Raw genomic sequence first — 20,508 nt, 5'->3', positions numbered from 1 at the left:
TCAGTCCGGCTGGAGCCGACGGATCGCCGTCAGCAGGGCTGCGTCGTCGCCCATATCGCCCTCGATGACGTACTGGGGGCGCTGCGGCTCGTTGTTGCCGCGCGCGCGGCCGCGATAGACCTTCATCGGCACGGCGATCTCGGCCAGGCCGCTGGGCAGGGTCGGCTCGCGAATCTCCATGTAGACGGTGTCGGCCGAGGTCTCGCGCCCGACCTGAAGGGCCCCAACGGTCTTCCACAGATCGACGGCGTCCAGGCAGGCGGAACCGCAGCTGGAATCGGTCAGGACATAGACGCGGCCCGCCATCAGTTGCGGCGCGGGCGGCGGCGGGGCGGCGTCCTTCGGCGCGTCGTCGTCAGCGCTGCGCCAATAGACCTGGCCGGCGGCCTTCGCCGCCGTCATGCCGGTGATGGCGTCCTCGGCCCAGGCGATCAGCTCGGCCTGGCCGTTCGTGGCGCGCAGCTTGTCGAGGAAGGCGGAGATTTCGGCGATGTTGCCGTCCGAAGCGCGCCAGTCGACGCCCTCGATCGCGGGTTCGGGATGGGCGGCCATCCAGTCGTCGCCCCACAGAACCTGGGCCATCAGCTGGCTCCAGTGCGAGGAGCCGCCGCCGTTGCCGCGCAGGTCCAGCACCACATAGGGGGCGGCGCGCAGGGCGTCCTGCTTGGCCTTCATGTCGGCGACCAGGGCGGTCAGTTCGGCGTGGGCCTCGCTGGCGGGGTCGCCGTTGAAGGTCGGGGTCGAGATCCAGAAGCCGCCGTCGTCGAAATGCTTCAGGGCGAAGTCGGGCCGGGCGCCGGACGTCAAGCGGGCGCGGCGATCGCTCAGATCATCGGGCGTCGCGCGCCAGTCGAGGGCGTAGGTTCGGGGCGCGCCGTCCGTTTCGAACCGGCAGGTCTTCATCTCGGTCTGCCACGGGTTCTCGGCGCTCAGGAACATCCAGTCGCCGAAGCGGGTCTTGATCGCCTCCAGGAACCAGCGGCCGCGGAACTGGCCGATGCGCTGTTCGGCCAGGGACGCGGCGTCCACCCCGTCGCAGTCGATCAGCCGAGCGCCCAGCGGCGGGACGGCGGCGTCGCTCTCATCGCGGTCGGCCACCACCTGATCGGCCCCGCGATAGACGGTCAGGAAGCCGGGCCAGCGGGTCGGGAAGCCGAAGTCCCTCTGGGTCAGGCCGATCTGGACGTGGCCGTCCTCGAAGCTGGCGACATAGGCGCGCATCGCCCACCACCAGCCGCCCCGATCCGTGGTAGTCTTCGCCCGCTCCAGCGCGGTCGCCAGGCCCTGATCCAGGCGGGCGCGGAAGCCGGGATTGAGCGGATCATGCACGCCCGGATGGCTGTCGATCATGACAGCGTGCAGGCCGGTGGCGTCCTGAACCAGGGTCGCGGACCAGTCGCGCGGCTGGTCCATCGGTCCGGGCGCCGCGTTCGGGGCTTCCTGCGCCTCAACCGCACCCGCCATCGCCAGGCAGGCGACGCCCGCCGCCAACATCCGTTTCATGAGCATCCCCTCTCCTCGCTCTCGGCGAAAGGGGTGACAGGCGGGACGGCGATGCGCCAGTTACGCTTTGGTCATGGAAACCGTCAGGCGACGGCTTCCAACGCCTCCAATACGGCCGGGCCGTAGCGGTCCAGCTTGCCTGCGCCGACGCCGGGAATGACGGCCAGCTGATCCAGGCCGCGCGGCTCCTGCAGGGCGATCTCGACAAGGGTCTTGTCCTGGAAGATGACGTAGGGCGGCACGCGCTGCTCGATGGCGCGCTCGCGGCGCCAGGCGCGCAGGGCCTCGAAGCGGGCGCGCACGTCTGCGTCCAGCCCCTCGACCGCCAGGTTGCGTCCGGCGTTGCGGCGCGGCCGGTCCTCGGCCACGGCGCGCGTCGGCGGCTCCTTGACCCGCACCTCGCGCTCGCCGCGATAGACGGCGCGCACCGCCTGCGGGTCGCCCAGGCGGATCAGGGGCTTGCCGTCGTTGGGATCCTCGACCAGCAGGCCCTCGAACATCAGATGGTCGATGACGTCGCGCCAGCCGACCAGCGACAGATCGGTCCCGACGCCCCAGGTGGACAGTCCCGCCTCCCACGGCTGGACGTCCTTGGTCCGGCCGGTCAGGTGGTCGATGACGCGCGTGCGGCCGAAGCGCTCGCCCAGGCGCTGCACCGCCGCCAGGGCCTTCTGCGCCGGGACCAGGGCGTCGAAGGTGGCGGGCGGGTCGCCGCAGACGTCGCAGACGCCGCACGGCTCGGCGTCCTGCTCGCCGAAGTAGCGACGCACGGCCTGGGGGCGGCAGGTCGCGCCGTCCAGCATGGCGAACAGCTGGCGCACCTTGCGGGTCTGGACCTGCTTGACCTCCTCGGCCATCGGCCGGCTGTCGAGGCGACGCAGGGACCAGGCGATGTCCGAGGGGCCGTACAGGGTGACGCCCTCGGCCGGTTCGCCGTCGCGCCCGGCGCGGCCGATTTCCTGCCAATAGGCTTCCAACGAACCGGGCGGATCGGCGTGGATGACGAAGCGCACGTCCGGCTTGTCCACCCCCATGCCGAAGGCGATGGTGGCGACCATGACGGCGCCGTCCTCGGCCAGGAAACGCTCCAGCCGCCGGTCGCGTTCGCGGGCGTCGAACCCCGCGTGATAGGCGATGGCGTTGGTTCCCGCGTCGCGCAGCGCGTCGGCCACCCGCTCGCAGCCGTCGCGGCTGCCGCAATAGACCACGCCCGAGCGGCCGCGTCGCTCGCGCACCAGTTCGACCACGCGCGCGTCGGTGCGGGCGCGGGAGCCATTGACCTTGCGCTCGGCGGTCAGCTGAAGGTTCGGGCGGGCGAAGCTGTCGACGAAGACGCGGGCCTCGCCCAGCTTCAGCGAGGCCAGGATGTCGTCTCGCGTGCGGGCGTCGGCGGTAGCGGTGACGGCGATGCGGGGCGTGCGCGGGAAGATTTCGGCGAGGCGTCCCAGGGTGCGATAATCCGGGCGGAAGTCGTGGCCCCACTGACTGACGCAGTGCGCCTCGTCGATGGCGATCAGGCTGATGGGCAGTTCAGCCAGCCGCTCCAGCATGGACCCCGACGCCAGGCCTTCCGGCGAGACGTAGAGCAGGTCCAGCTCGCCCGAGCGCGCCGCGCGCCAGACGGCCAAGCGCTCGTCCCTGGTCAGGCCCGAATCCAGTCGAGCGGCGGCCACGCCCTGTTGTTTCAGCGCCTCGACCTGATCGGTCATCAGGGCGATCAGCGGCGAGACGACCAGGCCCACGCCCTCGCGCAGGATGGCGGGCACCTGATAGCAGACGCTCTTGCCCCCGCCGGTCGGCAGCACGGCCAGCACGTCGCGCCCGGCCAGCACCTCCTGAATGACCGACGCCTGAAGCCCGCGAAAATCGGCGTGGCCCCACACGCGCTCCAGCAGGGTCCGCGCCTCGTCCAGGGTGGGCGAGAAGTCAGCGGGCGGGGGGAAGTCCAACATGGCGGCCGTTGTGCCGTATTCGGCCGGGGGTGTCACGATGTGATCCCTTCTCCAACCGCGTCCTTCTTCCCCAAGGGAAATGGGGTGATGCTACGGCTCTGCTTCTCTTCGGATTTGTCCACGCTCAAGGCGGCTCAGGGCCTATCAGCCTATAGGGACTAACGTCCTGCTTCTCCGACTTCGCGCCCCGCCAGCCGCGCGCCCTCGACCACCGCCGGGTCGGTGCGCGCCGTGTCCAGCACCCAGTCGCGGAAGCGGGCGATCTTGGGGGTCAGGCGGCGGCCGGACGGGTAGCAGAGCCAATAGCCCTCGGCCAGGGCGACGGTCTCCTTGAACGGCCGGACCAGAAGCCCCCGTTCGATCTCGCGGCCATAGAGGATGGGCGAACCCAAAGCCACGCCCTGATCGCCCAGCGCCGCCGCAACCTCCATCGCCTGGTTGTCGGCCGTCAGACGCGGCGGCGGGGCGGCGTCTGCGGGCGCCACCCCGGCGGCGGCGAACCAGGCCGCCCATTCCTGCGGCTCTCCGACCAGATGTGCGCGCTTCAAGTCCGCAGGCGTCTTCAGATCCAGCCGGTCGCGCATGGCGGGGGTGCAGACGGGCGTGAAGACGGCCGGCATCAGGAAACGGCTCTCCAATCCGGCCCAGCGGCCCGAACCGAAGCGCAGCGCCACGTCCAACCCGTCCGCGCCCAGGCTGGACAGGACCGGGCTGGTGTCCACCCGCACCGCCAGGTCCGGGTTGGCCAGTTGGAAAGACCCCAGCCGCGTCGCCAGCCACTGGGTCGCCAGAGTCTGAAGCGTAGTAACGGCCAGCACGCCCTGGTCGGTCTCGATCACCTCGGCCACGGCGCGGCGCAGCAGGGTCATGGCCTCGGTCGCCGCCGTGGCCAGACGCTCGCCCTCTAGCGTCAAGGCCACCTGCCGCGTGCCGCGCGTGAACAGGGGCCGCTCCAACCGTTGCTCCAGGTCGCGGATGCGCCAGCTGACCGCCGCCTGGCTCATGCCCAGAACCTCGGCCGCGCGGGTGAAGCTGAGCAGACGCGCCGCCGCCTCGAACACGCGAAGGGCGTCGACCGGGATGCGGGAAAGAGGATCAGACATAAGCCGTCCTTATGGATGAACGCCGTCGTCTCGTTTGTGACAGCCGCCACCATGCGCCATTCTGCTGATCTCAGAAAGGAGGACGAACAATGGAAGACATTCACCGCACTCATAAGGAACCTGCGTGGGGCTGGATCGGCGCCTTGCTTGACGCCCGCCGCCTTTCACGCCGCGAAACCGGCGATGCCCGTCTCAGGGCCCGACCCTGCCCGACGCCTCCGCGTCGGGCGGCCTGCTGACGGCCGCCGCTGCGCCGGGCGCGATCCCAAGCGCGCGACAAGCGCGACAAGGCGTCGCGCCCGGCGTCCTTCCGTCAGCGGAGCGGTTGCCCCGGCGCAGCGCACCCGCCCATAAAGGCGCCTTCATCGTCACAGAGGGGCCCTGATCGATGCGCCGCACCACCCGTATTCCGTCCTTCGCCGCAGCCGCGCTGATCGCCGCCGCCGGTCTAAGCGTCGCCGTTCCGGCCGAGGCGCAAGGCCGCCGCGCCGCGCCCGCCGCCGAGCGTTCCGACTGGCCCGCCCGCGCCGCTCCGGCCCAGACGCGCGCCGTGACCTTCGCCGCATCGGCCGCCCCGTCGGGCGCCCTGGTTCTGCCGCTGTCGTCGGAGGCCGAGCTGGCCACGCGCGGCGCCGCCCTGGACGTCGCGACGCGTCAGGCGATCGCCTCGGCCCTGACCGCCGCCCGCTTCGACTACAAGGCGCGCCAGACGCTGAGCCTGCACGGCGTCGGCGGCTGGGACCGCATCCTGGTCGTCGGTCTGGGCGACGCGCCCAAGGCCGCAGACATTCAAACCGCCGGGATCGTCGCGGGCCGCGCCCTGAACAGCCAGCCCGGCGCCCTGACGGCCCTGACATCCGGCCTGTCGGCTGATCTGGCGTCAGAGCTGGCGACCGGCCTGGGCATCGGCCACTATCGCTCGGACCTCTATGTCACCACCGGCCGCGACCGTCCGGCGCCCGGCGCCCTGACCGTCGTCGCCGATGACGCATCGGGCGCCCAGGCGCATCACCGTCGCGGCGCCGCCCTGATCGAGGCCATGGCCTGGACCCGCGACGTGTCCAACGAACCGGCCAACGTCATCTATCCGGAAAGCTTCGTCGAACGCGCCCGCGCCGCCTTCGCCGGCGTGCCGGGGGTCGAGATCACGGAACTGGACGTGCCCGCCATGCAGCGCCTGGGCATGGGCGCCCTGCTGGGCGTCGGCCAGGGCTCCAGCCGCCCGCCGCGCCTGCTGGCCGTGCGCTATCGCGGCCAGGGCGCGTCCGGCGACGGCCCGATCGCCCTGCTGGGCAAGGGCATCACCTTCGATTCCGGCGGCATCTCCATCAAGCCGGGCGCCAATATGGGCAATATGAAGATGGACATGTCCGGCGCCGCCAGCGTGGTCGGCGCGGTCCTGGCCCTGGCCAAGGGCGGGGCGCCGGTGGACGTGGTCGCCGTCGCCGCCCTGGCCGAGAACATGCCCGACGGCGGCGCCATCCGCCCCGCCGACGTGCTGACCGCCATGAACGGCAAGACCATCGAGATCATCTCGACCGACGCCGAAGGCCGCCTGGTCCTGGCCGACGCCGTGGTCTGGGCCGACACCACGTTGAACCCCGCCGCCATCGTCGACGTGGCCACCCTGACCGGCTCGGTCGGCGGCGCCCTGGGCAATGACTATGCGGGCCTGTTCAGCCGCCACGACGCCCTGGCCGACCAGTTAAAGACGGCGGGCGACGCCACCGGCGAGACGCTGTGGCGCCTGCCGCTGCACCCCTCCTATGTGCGGGCCACCTCTTCGACCATCGCCGACATCAAGAACTCGGGCGACGGCGGGGCGGGCGCAGGCACCGGCGCTCACTTCATCGGCTATTTCGCTCGCCCGGAGACGCCCTGGGCGCATCTGGACATCGCCAACATGGCCTTCGGCGCAGCCAACGACGTGAAACCGGCCGGGTCGGCGGGCTATAGCGTGCGTCTGCTGGAGCGCTTCGTGCGCGACTTCCAGCCGGTGGCTAAGGAGAAGGGAACGGGCGGCTACTGAGGCCGCCCCTTCTCAACCTTCCTTGATGGCGACGATCTCGACCGACTGGCCCGCGACCGTCGCCTCATCCCCCTCGCGCCTGCCCAGCAGGGCGCGGGCCAGGGGCGAGACGTGGCTGACGCTACCCTGAGTCGGGTCGGCCTCGTCCTCGCCGACGATGCGCCAGGCCTGGGTGCGGCCGTCCTCGCGCTCGATCGTCACCGTGTCGCCGAAGCGGACCTTGCCGTCCGGCGGCGCCTCGACCAGCTGGGCAGTGCTCCGGCGCGCCGACCAGTAGCGCAGGTCGCGCGTCGCCCGCGCCATGGCGGTGCGGTCGGCCTCGATGGACCCCGCCGCCTGAGCCGCCGTATAGGCCGCGCGCGCAGCCGCCAGCTCGGCCTCGATCTGGGCCAGCCCCTGCGGCGTGACGAGGTTGGGATGGGGCGAGATCGGCCGGTCCGGCAGGTCCGCCGCCGTGGCTTCCAGATCTTCTTCCCGTGTAAAGGCGACGCTCATGTCCGCCAGCATAGGCCGCGGCGGACATTCCCGCTAGGAAGGCGTCGATGACCTCCGCCCCCGCAACAGTCGCCGTGATCGGCGCCGGTCCCGCCGGACTGATGGCCGCCGAACGTCTGGCTCAGGCGGGCCTGCGCGTGGTCGTCCATGAGCAGATGCCCTCGGTCGCGCGCAAGCTGCTGATGGCCGGGCGCGGCGGGCTGAACCTGACCCATTCGGAGCCGCTGGAGCCGTTCCTGAACCGCTATAACGCCGCCGCGCAGGCGCGCATCGAGGGCTGGCTGGACGCCTTTTCGCCCGCCGATCTGATCGAATGGGTCGAGGGGCTGGGCCAGCCGACCTTCGTCGGTTCGTCCGGCCGGGTCTTTCCAAAAGCGATGAAGGCCTCGCCTCTGTTGCGCGCCTGGCTGGCGCGGCTGGAGGGTCTGGGCGTCGAGCTCCGCACCCGCTCGCGCTGGACCGGCTGGCAGGGCGAGGCCCTGACCTTTGACACGCCTGAGGGCGAGCGGATCGAGAACCCCCACGCCGTGATCCTCGCCCTCGGCGGAGCCAGTTGGGCGAAGCTGGGGTCCGATGCAGCCTGGGTTCCGACGCTGGAGGACGCGGGCGCCGAAGTGGCCGCCTTCCGGCCCGCCAATGTCGGCTTTGATGTCGCGTGGTCGCCGATCTTCCGCGACCGTTTCGCCGGAACCCCGCTAAAAGGCGTCGCCCTGACGCACGGCGACCGCACCGTGCGTGGCGAGGCCATGATCGCCGCCTATGGGATCGAAGGCGGCGGAATTTACGCCCTGTCGGCTGCATTGCGCGAAGCGGTGGAGCGCGACGGATCGACCGTGCTGACGCTCGACCTGCGGCCCGATCTGAGCGTCGAGGCGCTGACGCAACGCCTGTCGAAACCGCGCGGAAAGGACAGCCTGTCGAACGGGCTGCGCAAGGCCGCCCGGCTGGACGCTGCTTCTGTCGCCCTGCTGCGTGAAGGCGGTCCGCTGCCCGCAGACCCGGCCGAACTGGCCGCCCGGATCAAGGGCGTCGCCCTGACCCTGACCGGGGTGCAGGGGCTCAGCCGCGCCATCTCCTCAGCCGGGGGCGTGACGCTGAACTCTGTGGACGAAGGGCTGATGCTGAAGGCGCGGCCCGGCGTCTTTGCCGCAGGCGAAATGCTGGACTGGGAGGCGCCGACCGGCGGCTATCTGCTCCAGGCCTCCTTCGCCTCAGGCGTCGTGGCTGCGGACGGCGTGCGCGTCTGGCTGGACGGGCGCTGAAGCCTTTCGGGGTCGACAGCGGCGCCCTCAGGGGGCAGCGTGGCGCAAATCGTTCAAGAGCCGAGCCCGCCCATGACCCTCGCCCGTTCCGCCGCCGTCGGCCTGATCGCCGTCCTGATGTGTTCGACCTCCGCGCTCGCCCAGAGCGGCGTCCAGACCGGCCGCGTCGACCCGGCCCGGCTGAACGAGGCCACGCGCGTCCTGGCGTCTGATGAGTTCGAGGGCCGCGCCCCGGTCACGCCCGGCGAAGACCGCACCGTCGAATGGCTGTCGCAGCAGTTTCAGGCGCTCGGCCTCGAACCCGGCGGTCCGAACGGCTCCTGGGTGCAGGTCGCCCAGGTCAGCCGCACCAGTCAGGACGGCCCCGCCGCCATCAGCGTCTCTTCCAACGGCCGCACGACCGAGCTTCAGCGCGCCAAGGACGTCATCGTCTCCTCCGACCGGCCGGTGGAGCGCATCACCCTGACCGATGCGCCGCTGGTCTTCGTCGGCTATGGCGTGGACGCGCCCGAGCGCGGCTGGGACGACTACAAGGGCGTCGATCTGACCGGCAAGATCATGCTGGTGCTGGTCAACGACCCCGACTTCGGCGCCCCCGAAGGCCATCCGGTCAACGGCAAGTTCGACGGTCAGGCCATGACCTTCTATGGCCGCTGGACCTATAAGTTCCAGGTGGCGGCGGCGCATGGCGCGGCGGGCGTCCTGGTCATCCACGACACGCCCGGCGCGGGCTATCCTTGGTCGACGCTGGAGAATTCCTCGACCGCGCCCAAGTTCGACATCGTCCGCGCCGACCCAGACAAGGAACGGGTGGCGGCGCAGGGCTGGATTCAGGGCGCGATCGCCGAACAGCTGTTCCGGGACGCAGGCCTCGACTTCGCCGCCCTGAAGGACCAGGCGCGCACGCCCGACTTCCGCCCAGTGGCGCTGGACGGCGTGACCATGTCCATCGACTTCGGCCAGAAGGCCGACCGGGTCGAGACGCGCAACGTCATCGGCCGCCTGCCCGGAACCAAATACCCGAACGAGACGGTGATGTTCGGCGCCCACTGGGACGCCTATGGCCGCGCCACGCCCAAGAACGGCGACGACATCTATAACGGCGCCGTGGACAATGCGACGGGCGTCGCCGGCGTCATGGAGATCGCCCGCCTGTTCGCCGAAGGGCCGCGGCCCGAACGCTCGACCGTCTTCATCAGCTGGGCGGCCGAAGAAACAGGCCTGCTGGGCGCCGAATACTATGCCGCCAACCCGGTCTGGCCGCTGGAGACGACCGTCGCCAACATCAATATGGACAGCCTGCTGCCGGGAACCGAGATCGATCCGAACATCGTGGTCATCGGCGCGGGCAAGAACGATCTGGACGACCGGCTGGCGGTGCTGGCCGCGCGCGAGGGACGTCGCCTGATCCCCGACCCGGCGCCGCACGCGGGGGCCTTCTATCGCTCGGACCACTTCCCGCTGGCGAGGAAGGGCGTGCCCGCCCTGTTCGCCGCCGCAGGCTTCACCGGCCACAACGAAGCCAGCCGGGACTATGTCGCCAACCGCTATCATCAGCCGACGGACGAATGGACGCCGCAGTGGAAGATGGACGCCGCCGCCGCCGATGTGCAGCTGCTGTATGAAGTCGGGCGCGACCTGGCCAATTCGCGCGACTGGCCCGCATGGAAGCCGGGCGACGAGTTCGAAGGCGCGCGCAACGCCTCGGCGTCGGCGCGCCAGTAATCGGCCGCAAGTGACGTGAAGCCGTCGAGGCGCTAGACCGCATCCATGACCAGCCTCCCCGACCTCCACGGCGTCTGCCCGCCGCGTTTCAATGCGGTGAAGGACGCCTTCGCCGCCAACTTCACCGACGCGCCCGAAGGGCTGAACGAACTGGCCGCACGCTTCAGCGTGACCATCGACGGCGAGGTGGCGGTGGACCTGTGGGCCGGGTCGGCGGATCTGGCGGGGACCAAGCCCTTCGCCGAGGACACCCTGGTCCCGGTCTTCTCGACCGGCAAGGCGGTGATGGCCCTGATGATCGCGCGCTGCGTGGACAAGGGGCTGCTGTCCTATGAGGACCGGGTCGCCGACCACTGGCCCGCCTTCGGCGCGGCGGGCAAGGACCAGCTGACCGTCGGCCAGTTGATGAGCCACCAGTCCGGCCTGCCCGGCTTCGACGGCGGGGCCGAACCGGCCATCTGGTTCGACCGTCAGGCGGTACTGGACAAGCTGGCGGCCCAGACGCCGCTGTGGGCGCCGGGGACGGCGTCCGGCTATCACCCGATCACCATCGGCTATCTGGCGGGCGAGCTGTTCCGCATCGTCGACGGGCGGACGATGGGAACGGCCCTGCGCGAAGACTTCGCCCAGCCGTTCGATCTGGACCTGTGGATCGGCCTGCCGGAAAGCGAACACGGCCGCGTGGCCCAACTGCGCAAACCCGCCGCCGCGCCGGACCTCGGCGCCATCGACGCGATCAAGAAGGCGGCCTTCCTGGATCGCGGCTCGGCGCCCGGCGGACGCGGCTCGACCGAGTGGCGCATGGCGGAGATTCCCTCGGCCAACCTGCATGGCACGGCCAAGGATCTGGCGCGGATGATGTCCCTCGTCGCCACGGGCGGCGCGCTGGATCATCTGCCTGTGCTGTCGGAGGAAACCCTGGCCCAGGCCACGCGCGAACGCATCCACGGACAGGACCGGGTGCTGCCCTTCGACATGAGCTGGGCCGCGGGGTTCACCCGCAACCAAGGCCTGAACATCTTCGGCCCCAACCCCAAGGCGGTCGGCCACTGCGGCTGGGGCGGGTCTATGGCGTTCGCCGATCAGGCGGCGGGCGTCTCGGCCGCCTATGTCATGACGCGCCAGTCGCCCCACCTGCTCGGCGATCCGCGCGCCCTTCGGTTGGTGGAGGCGCTCTACACGGCCTTGTAGGGCGGCGCCTTTAGGCTTCCGGCCCCCAGGCCAATTGATCGTGGACGATCAGCCAGCCGTCGACCGTGCGGCGCAGAATCCGGGTGAACAGGCCGCGATGGGTCTTGCCGTCGCGCGTCATCACCGCCCGGCCCGAGACCACCGCCGTATTGACGTCGAACTGCATGGTCTCGAACCACTCATAGGACAGCGTCCCCAGGCCGCCCGGCGCCGCCGCACGGGCGTCCAGGGCGGCGCGCACGCTGTCGGGCCCCTTCAGCGGAGTGTCGCCCAGGAAGACCAGCAGCGGCTCGTCGTGGACATAGGTGGCCATGACCGCGTCCACCTGACCCGAGGTCCAGGCGGCGGCGGCGGCGTCCAGGGCGTCGCTGACCGCGTCAAAGGTCTCGGCCGTGGTCGGCGGGGCGGCGACGGCGACAGGCGCGCCCGGTGCGGCGGTCGGCGCGGCCTCGCGGCTCACCCCGACGCGAGCGGTGCGGATCACTTCATCGCCGCCGGTCTGAACCGCGCCTTGGGCGCAGGCCGAAGTCCCCCCGGCGAGCAGGATGGACGCGGCGAGGGCGGAGAACAGGCGAGAACAGATCATCATCGCCTTCTTCTTTAGGACGGGACGGCGCCCGACCTCAACGCACAGGCGGCGGATTCTCGCCGAGGGCGTCCATACGGTCCTCGGCCGGATCGTCCAGCAGGCCCGGTTCGGGCGCCACGATGGTCTCGGCGGTGTCCGACGCACGACGCACCTTGAGCACCGCGCCCAGGGCGAAGACGGCGGCTCCGACCCAGATGAAGGCGAAGGAGGCGATGCGCAGGCTTCCCAGGGCCTCGCCCTGCAAGGCGCCGATAACGAAGACAATGGTTGGCGCCAGGAACTGCAGAAAGCCCATGCTGGACAAGGGCATCCGCCGCGCCGCCCAGGCGAACAGGGCCAGCGGGACGACCGTCGCCGGTCCCGCGAACAGCAACCATGCGGTCGCGGCGGGGGAGGCGGTGAAATGGCCCTGGCCCGTCGCCTCGATGAAGATGACCCAGGCCAGGCCGGGCAGGGCCAGCAGCAGGCATTCCATGAACAGGCCGGTCTGGGCGTCGACCGAGACCCGTTTGCGGATGATGCCGTAGCCGGCGAAGCTGAAGGCCAGCAGCAGCGACACCCAGGGCATATGGCCCAGGGCGACCGCCTGAAGCACCACGCCCACCGCCGCCAGGCCGATAGCGATGACGCCGAAACGATCGATCCGCTCGCGGAACAACCAGGCGCCGGCGGCCATGTTCAGCAGCGGATTGAGATAATAGCCGAGCGAAGCGTCCAGCGTCCGGCCGTTGTTCACCGCCATGACGTAGGTCGTCCAGTTGGTCGCGATCAGCACCGCCGACAGGGCCAGCCAGCCCAAAACCCTGGGCTGTCGGAAGACGGCGACCACCTGGGCCCACTGGCGCGACAGCATGACCAGGATCAGCGCCCAAACCACGCCCCAGACGGCGCGGTGGCCCATGATCTCCCAGGCGTCCGCGCCCTGGTGCGCCATCTGCTGGAACACCAGGGGAATGAAGCCCCACAGCAGGTAGCAGAGCACACCCGCCGCCAGGGCGGCGCGGGCTTCGGACGCAGGAGCAGCAGGGGAGGCGCTCACACTGGAACCTTTCGATCCCCGCCGCATCGCCGACGCGGCGGGGGTTCAACACGACGGACGCCCCTCAAGCAGCCTCGCACCGCGTGCGAGGCGTTAGGGGCCTCTTCTTAGACAGTCAAAGTGCGGTAGCCGCTCTTGGGCGAGATGACGCCGGTCTCGTCGAGCAGCTGGGCGATCTGCACGGCGTTCAGGGCCGCGCCCTTGCGCAGGTTGTCCGACACCACCCAGAACGACAGGCCGTTCTCGACGGTCGGGTCCTTGCGGATGCGCGACACATAGACGGCGTGATCGCCCGCAGCGTCGACCGGGGTGATGTAGCCGTCGTGCTCCTGCTTATCGACGACCAGGATCCCCGGCGCCTCGCGCAGGATCTCGCGCGCCTCGTCCGGCTCGATCGGGCGGTCGAACTCGACCGTCACGGCCTCCGAATGGCCGACGAAGACCGGCACGCGGACGCAGGTGACGGTCAGCTTGATCGACGGGTCGAGCATCTTGTGCGTCTCGTCCCACATCTTGGCTTCCTCGTCGGTGTAGCCGTCGTCGCGGAACGAACCGATGTAGGGGATGACGTTGAAGGCGATCTGCTTGGGGAACTTCTTCGGCGTGGCGTCGCCCAGGCCGTAGATGGCCTTGGTCTGGTTCCACAGCTCGTCCATGCCTTCCTTCCCGGCGCCCGAAACAGACTGATAGGTCGAGACGACGACGCGCTTGATCTTGGCCGCGTCATGCAGCGGCTTCAGCGCCACCACCAGCTGGGCGGTCGAGCAGTTGGGGTTGGCGACGATATTCTTCTTGGTCGCCAGCTTGGCGTCGTCCGGGTTCACCTCTGGCACGATCAGCGGCACGTCCGGGTCCTGGCGGAAGGCCGAGGAGTTGTCGATGACGATGGGGCCGGCCTTGCCGATCTTCTCGGACCATTCGCGCGACACCCCGCCGCCGGCGCTCATCAGCACCAGGTCGACGCTCGAGAAGTCGAACTGCTCGATGTCCTCGCACTTGATGGTGCTGTCGCCGAAGGAGACCTCGACGCCTTTGGATTTTCGGGAGGCGATCGCGTGCATTTTCTCGACGGGGAAGTTCACTTCCTCGAGGATGGTCAGGATTTCCCGGCCGACATTGCCTGTGGCGCCTACGACGGCGACGCGATAGCCCATGATGAAATCATCCTTTGTTCGGGGGCGTTTGGGAGAAACGCTTCTGCATTTGGGTCTTTCGCAGTCGCGAAGCAACCAGAATCCTCCAATTCGTCGCCCGAATCCGCGACCGCCTTCCCCCGGCCCCATCCGACGGCTATCTGCTGGCCATGACCTCCCGTATCCGCAACGCCTACGACATCCGCGTGGAAGAGGGCGTGATCACGCCCGAACCGGCCCAGGCCGCCCTGATCGGCGCGCTGGAACGGCTGGAGACCGACCTGTCGAAGAAGGGGCTGTTCGGCGCCCTGCCCGAGGTCAAGGGCATCTACATCTGGGGCCCGCCGGGACGCGGCAAGTCCATGCTGATGGACCTGTTCTATTCCTCGACGCCCGAGCAGAAGAAGGTCCGCGCCCATTTCCACGCCTTCATGGCGCGTATCCACGACCTGGTGAAGCAGTGGCGCGACGGCACGCCGCGCAGCCGCAAGGACGTGTTCGGAACCAGCAAGGGCGACGACCCCATTCCGCCGATCGCCGCCTTGATCGCCTCCGAGGCGCGCCTGCTATGCTTCGATGAGCTTCAGGTGACGGACATCGCCGACGCCATGATCCTGGGCCGGCTGTTCGAGGCCCTGTTCGAGAAGAAGGTGGTGCTGTCCGTCACCTCGAACCGCGCGCCCGAAGACCTCTACAAGAACGGCATCAACCGCCAGCTCTTCCTGCCCTTCATCGACATCATCCGCCAGCACTGCGACGTGGTCGAGACGGCGGGCGCCCGCGACTTCCGCCTGGACCGCATGGCCGGGGCCAAGGTCTGGTTCTCGCCGCTGGACGCCGAGGCGCGGCAAGGCTTCGAGACCCTGTGGTCCGACCTCAAGGGCGGCGAACCGGAAGAACCCATCGCCCTGCCGGTGCTGGGCCGCGAGGTGAAGCTGGAGCGCACGGTCGGCGGCATGGCGCGCGCGACCTTCAACGAACTGTGCGGCCGCCCGCTGGGACCACAGGACTATCTGGCCGTCGCCCGGCGCTTCCACACCCTGTTCCTGGCCGACGTCCCCCTGCTCAGCCCGGCCAACCACCACGAGGCGCGTCGCCTAGTGACGTTGGTCGACGCCCTCTACGAGGCCAAGACCCGTCTGGTCGTCTTGGCCGAGGCGGCGCCCGAGGCGCTCTACACCGAGGGCGTCGGCGCCTTCGAGTTCGAGCGAACGGTGTCGCGCTTCAACGAGATGCAGAGCGAGGCCTGGCTGGAGCAGCGCGAGGAAGCCGAAGCGGCGTAGCCATCTTTCCGCTCATCCCGGCGTCCGCCGGGATGAGCGGTTTCCAGGGACGTCACACGAAAAAGGGCCGCACCCGATGATGCGGCCCTTTCCAATTTAGACGCCTAAGCGCTCAAGCAGCGCGGCTCCGCGAGCCGCGCGGTAGCGCCCGCTGGCCTTAGGCCAGCGAGGGTTCAATATCCTTACAGGCCTGGATCAGGCCCTGGACCGAGGCGACCGACTTGGCGAACATAGCCTTTTCGTCGTCGTTGGTGGTGAACTCGACGATCTTCTCGACACCGTTCGCGCCGATCATGGCCGGAACGCCGACGTAGAGGTCCGACAGGCCATATTCGCCCGACAGCCACACAGCGCACGGCAGGACGCGCTTCTGGTCCAGCAGGTAGGACTTGGCCATCGCAATCGCGCTCTCGGCCGGGGCGTAGAAGGCCGAGCCGGTCTTCAGCAGGGCCACGATCTCGCCGCCGCCCTTGCGGGTGCGCTCGACGATGGCGTCCAGATCGGCCTGCGACAGGAAGCCCGCGGCGACCGCATCCGGCAGCGGCAGGCCGCCGACGGTCGAGTGGCGCACCATCGGCACCATGTCGTCGCCGTGGCCGCCCAGGGTCCAGGCGTGGATGTCCTGCACCGACACGCCGGTCTTTTCAGCCAGGAAGTAGGCGAAGCGCGCCGAGTCCAGCACGCCGGCCATGCCGATGACCTTCTCCTTGGGCAGGCCTGAGAACTTCTGCAGGGCCCAGACCATGGCGTCGAGCGGGTTGGTGATGCAGATGACGAAGGCGTTGGGGGCGTGCTGCTTGATGCCCTCGCCGACGGCCTTCATGACTTTGAGGTTGATGCCGATCAGATCGTCGCGGCTCATGCCCGGCTTGCGCGGCACGCCGGCGGTGACGATGCAGACGTCGGCGCCTGCGATGTCGGCGTAGTCGTTGGCGCCCTTCAGGGCCACGTCCTGACCGAAGACGGCCGAGGCTTCGGCGATGTCCAGAGCCTTGCCCTGGGGGGTGCCTTCGGCGATGTCGAACAGGATGACGTCGCCCAGCGCTTCGCGCGCGGCCACGTGGGCCAGGGTTCCGCCGATCATTCCGGCGCCGATGAGGGCGATCTTCGCGCGAGCCATTCAGGTCTCTCCAGTCGATGTTGCGTGTGCGAAACGGTACTCGATGGGACGGCGGTCTAGACCTGTCGGCGGGTCGCGGCAAGCGTTCCGCGTTGCGCCTTTCGTCGGGGCCTGCGAGGCTGCGGCCATGGCGAAACCCACGGATGCTCCCCCGATGACGGACGCCGCCTATGAGGCGCGCGCCCTGGCCGAGGCCCTGGCCTGGCGCGACCGCCAGCTGAAACGGCCCGGCCTGTGGGACAAGACCACCCGCGCGACCCAGGACCGCATCAACCGCGTCATTCCCGAGCGCGTGCACGAGATCGTGACCGCCGCCGTGCAGCAGATGACGCGCGGCCTGCTGGCCGGGTCGGAGTGGACCACCGCCCGCCCCCTGGCCGAAGGCGCCCTGCAGGAGCGCGAAGCCAGGGTCCGCACGCGCGTCGAGCTGTATCGCACCACCGCCAGCGTCGAGGGCGGGGTGGCGGGAGCCGGGGGCTTCCTGATGGCGGCGGCGGACTTTCCGGCCTTGATGGCCATCAAGGTCAAGATGCTGTTCGAGATCGCCGCCCTGTACGGCTACTCCAGCCGCGACCTGAAGGAGCGAATGATCGTCCTGCGCATCTTCCAGCTGGCCTTCTCCAGCGCCCGGCATCGACCCGAAGCCCTGGCCGCGCTGGAGGCCGCCATGCGCGCCCCGCATGATCCGGACGCCCTGAAGACCTTCGACTGGCGCAAGTTCCAGCTGGAATACCGCGATTACATCGACGTGGCCAAGCTGGCCCAGCTGCTGCCGCTGGTCGGCGCGCCGATCGGGGCCGTGGTCAACTGGCGCCTGACCCAGCGTCTGGCCGAAACGGCGATGAACGCCTATCGCCTGCGCCTTCTCGCCGATCAGGACGCCGCATGAGCTTCACCGCCGACCCCGCCTTCGAGGCCGCCTCCGTCTTCGCCGCCGACTGGCCCCTGTGCCAGGTGCGGCTTCAGGACGACGGCCGCTTTCCCTGGCTGATCCTGCTGCCGCGCGTCCCCGGCGCGGTCGAGCTGGAAGACCTGGCGCCCGATCAGCGCGCCCTTCTGAGCGAGGAGATCGTCCGCGCCGGCGCCCTGGTGCGCGAACTGGGCGCCCTGCGCGATGCGCCCGTCGACAAGCTGAACGTCGCCGCACTGGGCAATGTCACGGCCCAGCTTCACGTCCATGTCGTCGGCCGTCGCCGCGACGACCCCCTGTGGCCCGATCCGGTCTGGGGGCGCCCTGGGGCGGTTCCTTGCACGACCGAAACGCGCGATGCGGCCCTGACGCACGTCGCTTCCTTCTGATCCGACGCTTGGGGGCCGACTTTCGTTCGGAATCGCCCCCCTTCGTTGACACCGGCCCGTCTGCGTCACTAAAGCCTGTTGCACTGCAATCCGGCCCTGAATTTCCTCGGGTTTTTTGAGAATCATTCGCATGTCGAACACTCCCCCGGCTGCGGGCGAAACTGGCGACCGGACGGGCCGCTACGTCCGTCACCCCAACGGGCACGTCGCACCGATGTCGCCCTTCACCGATATCTGGCGCTGGCACATGACCATGGTCGCGTCGATCCTGTTCCGCGTCACCATCGGCGCGGCCAGCGTGGGCGCCGTCCTGCTGCTGGGCTGGGTCGCCGCCGTGGCCTCCGGGCCGGACGCCTTCGCCTCGGTCGCCGCCTTCTCGGGCTCGCCGTTCGGCCTGTTCATCTGGTTCGGCCTGACGCTGGTGCTGTTCTCCTTCCTGCTGAACGGCGCGCGCCACCTGATCAACGACGCAGGCAAGGGGCTGGACCTGAAGTCCGCCAACCTGATGGCCCAGATCGCCGTCTGGGGTCCGATCGTCCTGGCCGTCCTGTTCTGGGTCGTGCTGTTCGCTGCTGGAAAGGTTTCGCTGTGAGCGCCGCGCCCAAATTCAAGAACAATGTGAAAATCTCCGAGCGCCACGGCGCCGGGGAATGGAAGCTCGAAAAGCTGGCTCTGCTGGCCCTGATGCCGCTGGGCCTCTGGGCTCTGTCGACCGGCTTCACCCTGGCCGGCGCCGACTACGGCGCGGTTCTCGCCTGGTTCGGCAGCACGCTGAACGCCGGCCTGCTGGCCGTGACGGCGGTGGTCTTCTGCCTGTTCGCCAGCCTGGCCTGGAAGGTGATCCTCGAGGACTACGTCCCCGGCTCCTCCCGCCCGGCCCTGATCATGGTCTCCAACCTGATCTTCCTCGTGCTGGCCGGCGCCAGCGTCTTCTTCATCGTGCGTCTGGCGCTGGGCTCGGCCCCGCTGCCGGCCGGAGTCTGATCCCGCCATGGCTGCATACGAGCTTATCGATCACGAATACGACGTCGTCGTCGTCGGCGCCGGGGGCTCCGGCCTGCGCGCCGCCCTCGGCGCCGCCCAGCAGGGCCTGAAGGTCGCCTGCGTCACCAAGGTTTTCCCCACACGTAGCCACACCGTGGCGGCCCAAGGCGGCATCTCCGCCTCGCTGGGCAACATGGGCGAGGACAGCTGGCAGTGGCACATGTACGACACCGTCAAAGGGTCGGACTGGCTGGGCGACCAGGACGCCATCGAATACCTGGTCCGCAACGCGCCCCAGGCCGTCTATGAGCTGGAGCACTGGGGCGTGCCTTTCAGCCGCACGGACGAAGGCAAGATCTATCAGCGCGCCTTCGGCGGCATGACCCGCAACTTCGGCGAAGGCCCGGTGCAGCGCACCTGCGCCGCCGCCGACCGCACCGGCCACGCCATCCTGCACACCCTGTACGGCCAGTCGGTCCGTCGCGAGGTGAAGTTCTTCATCGAGTATTTCGCGCTGGACCTGATCATGCAGGACGGCGCCTGCACCGGCGTCACCGCGCTTCAGCTCGACACCGGCCAGCTGCACCAGTTCCGCGCCAAGATGGTGGTGCTGGCGACCGGCGGTTACGGCCGCGCATACTTCTCGGCCACCTCGGCCCACACCTGCACCGGCGACGGCAACGCCATGGTGCTGCGCGCCGGCCTGCCGCTGCAGGACATGGAGTTCGTGCAGTTCCACCCGACCGGCATCTACGGCGCCGGCTGCCTCATCACCGAGGGCGCCCGCGGTGAAGGCGGCTATCTGACCAACTCCGAGGGCGAGCGCTTCATGGAGCGCTATGCGCCGACCGTGAAGGATCTGGCCCCGCGCGACATGGTCAGCCGCTCCATGACCATCGAAATCCGCGAAGGCCGCGGCGTGGGTCCGAACAAGGACCACATCTTCCTGCACCTGGATCACCTGGATCCCAAGATCCTGCACGCGCGCCTGCCGGGCATCTCGGAATCGGCCAAGATCTTCGCCGGCGTCGATGTGACCAAGGAGCCGATCCCGGTCCTGCCGACGGTCCACTACAACATGGGCGGCATCCCGACGAACTATCACGGCGAAGTCCTGACCCTGCGCGACGGCAACCCCGACAGCGTGGTGCCGGGCCTGATGGCCGTGGGCGAGGCCGCCTGCGTCTCGGTGCACGGCGCCAACCGCCTGGGCTCCAACTCCCTGACCGACCTGGTGGTGTTCGGCCGCGCCGTCGGCCTGCGCTGCGGCGAAGTCGTCGACAAGGCCTCGGCCGTGCCGTCGGCCTCCAAGGCCCAGACGGACGCGCACCTGGCGCGCCTGGATCGCTTCCGCAACGCCTCGGGCTCGACCCCCACGGCGCACCTGCGTCTGGAGATGCAGCGCGCCATGCAGGCCGACGCCGCCGTGTTCCGCACCGGCAAGACCCTGGACGAAGGCGTCCATAAGCTGCGCTCGATCGACGCCGCCGGCTCGGACATCAAGACCACGGACCGCGGCCTGATCTGGAACACGGACCTGGTGGAGACGCTGGAGTACGACAACCTGATCGCCCAGGCCCTGGTCACCATCGAAGGCGCGGCCAACCGCACGGAATCGCGCGGCGCCCACGCCCGCGAGGACTATCCGGACCGCGACGACGTCAACTGGATGAAGCACACCCTGGCGTGGAAGCGTCCGGGCGAAGGCGTCCAGATCGACTACCGTCCGGTGCACAAATACACGATGACCGACGAGGTCTCGTACATCGAGCCCAAGGCTCGGGTTTACTAAGGGGGATCG

18 protein-coding genes are annotated in these 20,508 nt (G+C 69.5%); 10 read left to right on the top strand and 8 right to left on the bottom strand.

Annotated features, from left to right (window positions below; all coding sequences use genetic code 11):
* From B3D50_RS15595 to B3D50_RS15585, 3 genes are all read right to left on the bottom strand, one after another.
* Entirely contained in the window at positions 1–1,503 is a 1,503-nt protein-coding gene (locus B3D50_RS15595; RefSeq protein ID WP_286952591.1) for a S41 family peptidase, read from the bottom strand.
* A gap of 83 nt (positions 1,504–1,586) precedes the next feature.
* A complete protein-coding gene (gene recQ / locus B3D50_RS15590; protein ID WP_286952619.1) occupies positions 1,587–3,455 on the bottom strand; it encodes a DNA helicase RecQ in 1,869 nt (622 codons plus the stop codon).
* Positions 3,456–3,613: 158 nt separating this feature from the next.
* On the bottom strand, positions 3,614–4,558 hold the full coding sequence (locus B3D50_RS15585; protein ID WP_286952589.1) for a LysR substrate-binding domain-containing protein: 945 nt from the start codon (positions 4,556–4,558) through the stop codon (positions 3,614–3,616).
* 388 nt (positions 4,559–4,946) lie between these two features.
* Between B3D50_RS15585 and B3D50_RS15580 the strand changes: the two genes are divergently transcribed.
* Positions 4,947–6,587 (top strand): leucyl aminopeptidase, encoded by a 1,641-nt coding sequence (locus tag B3D50_RS15580; RefSeq protein WP_286952587.1) that lies wholly within the window; start codon positions 4,947–4,949, stop codon positions 6,585–6,587.
* Positions 6,588–6,599: 12 nt separating this feature from the next.
* Here B3D50_RS15580 and greA read toward each other — a convergent pair whose 3' ends face one another.
* A complete protein-coding gene (gene greA / locus B3D50_RS15575; protein WP_286952586.1) occupies positions 6,600–7,082 on the bottom strand; it encodes a transcription elongation factor GreA in 483 nt (160 codons plus the stop codon).
* Between the two features lie 47 nt (positions 7,083–7,129).
* On the opposite strand from greA, the gene B3D50_RS15570 reads away from it, so the two are divergent.
* The 3 genes from B3D50_RS15570 (at position 7,130) to B3D50_RS15560 (ending at position 11,260) form a co-directional block, all read left to right on the top strand.
* Positions 7,130–8,344, top strand: a complete 1,215-nt coding sequence (locus B3D50_RS15570) for a TIGR03862 family flavoprotein (RefSeq protein ID WP_286952585.1) — start codon at positions 7,130–7,132, stop codon at positions 8,342–8,344.
* Between the two features lie 72 nt (positions 8,345–8,416).
* Positions 8,417–10,069, top strand: a complete 1,653-nt coding sequence (locus B3D50_RS15565; protein WP_286952583.1) for a M28 family metallopeptidase — start codon at positions 8,417–8,419, stop codon at positions 10,067–10,069.
* A gap of 45 nt (positions 10,070–10,114) precedes the next feature.
* Entirely contained in the window at positions 10,115–11,260 is a 1,146-nt protein-coding gene (locus B3D50_RS15560) for a serine hydrolase domain-containing protein (RefSeq protein ID WP_286952581.1), read from the top strand.
* Positions 11,261–11,270: 10 nt separating this feature from the next.
* Here B3D50_RS15560 and B3D50_RS15555 read toward each other — a convergent pair whose 3' ends face one another.
* The 3 genes from B3D50_RS15555 to B3D50_RS15545 form a co-directional block, all read right to left on the bottom strand.
* The gene (locus B3D50_RS15555; protein ID WP_286952580.1) at positions 11,271–11,849 is read right to left on the bottom strand and encodes a DUF4440 domain-containing protein; all 579 of its coding nucleotides are present in this window, start codon (positions 11,847–11,849) and stop codon (positions 11,271–11,273) included.
* A gap of 34 nt (positions 11,850–11,883) precedes the next feature.
* Positions 11,884–12,888: an EamA family transporter RarD gene (gene rarD / locus B3D50_RS15550; RefSeq protein WP_286952578.1), complete on the bottom strand. Its 1,005-nt coding sequence runs from the start codon at positions 12,886–12,888 to the stop codon at positions 11,884–11,886.
* 107 nt (positions 12,889–12,995) lie between these two features.
* Entirely contained in the window at positions 12,996–14,042 is a 1,047-nt protein-coding gene (locus tag B3D50_RS15545; protein WP_286952577.1) for an aspartate-semialdehyde dehydrogenase, read from the bottom strand.
* A gap of 149 nt (positions 14,043–14,191) precedes the next feature.
* Here B3D50_RS15545 and zapE point away from each other — a divergent pair, with 149 nt between their 5' ends.
* The gene (gene zapE / locus B3D50_RS15540; RefSeq protein WP_286952575.1) at positions 14,192–15,304 is read left to right on the top strand and encodes a cell division protein ZapE; all 1,113 of its coding nucleotides are present in this window, start codon (positions 14,192–14,194) and stop codon (positions 15,302–15,304) included.
* 157 nt (positions 15,305–15,461) lie between these two features.
* On the opposite strand, the gene mdh is transcribed toward zapE, so the two are convergent.
* A complete protein-coding gene (gene mdh / locus B3D50_RS15535; protein ID WP_025976503.1) occupies positions 15,462–16,424 on the bottom strand; it encodes a malate dehydrogenase in 963 nt (320 codons plus the stop codon).
* 127 nt (positions 16,425–16,551) lie between these two features.
* On the opposite strand from mdh, the gene B3D50_RS15530 reads away from it, so the two are divergent.
* From B3D50_RS15530 to sdhA, 5 genes are all read left to right on the top strand, one after another.
* On the top strand, positions 16,552–17,313 hold the full coding sequence (locus tag B3D50_RS15530; RefSeq protein WP_286952573.1) for an EcsC family protein: 762 nt from the start codon (positions 16,552–16,554) through the stop codon (positions 17,311–17,313).
* A complete protein-coding gene (locus B3D50_RS15525) occupies positions 17,310–17,723 on the top strand; it encodes an HIT domain-containing protein (protein WP_286952572.1) in 414 nt (137 codons plus the stop codon). Before B3D50_RS15530 ends, B3D50_RS15525 begins: the two co-directional genes overlap by 4 nt.
* Before the next feature lie 130 nt (positions 17,724–17,853).
* Positions 17,854–18,315, top strand: coding sequence for a succinate dehydrogenase, cytochrome b556 subunit (gene sdhC, locus B3D50_RS15520; protein WP_376784212.1), 462 nt, complete (start codon positions 17,854–17,856; stop codon positions 18,313–18,315).
* Positions 18,312–18,707 carry a succinate dehydrogenase, hydrophobic membrane anchor protein gene (locus B3D50_RS15515; protein WP_286952570.1) on the top strand — a complete coding sequence of 132 codons (396 nt, stop codon included), beginning with the start codon at positions 18,312–18,314 and terminating at the stop codon, positions 18,705–18,707. The genes sdhC and B3D50_RS15515 overlap by 4 nt, the downstream gene beginning before the upstream one ends.
* 7 nt (positions 18,708–18,714) lie before the next feature.
* Complete coding sequence (sdhA, locus tag B3D50_RS15510) at positions 18,715–20,499, top strand: succinate dehydrogenase flavoprotein subunit (RefSeq protein ID WP_286952568.1); 1,785 nt, start codon at positions 18,715–18,717, stop codon at positions 20,497–20,499.
* Positions 20,500–20,508 lie beyond the last annotated feature (9 nt).

Source organism: Brevundimonas sp. UBA7507, from assembly GCF_002478355.1.
GTDB classification, from domain to species: Bacteria; Pseudomonadota; Alphaproteobacteria; order Caulobacterales; family Caulobacteraceae; genus Brevundimonas; species Brevundimonas diminuta_D.
Note: the sequence above shows the minus strand (reverse complement) of the source record. Positions and strands in the feature narration are given on the sequence as shown.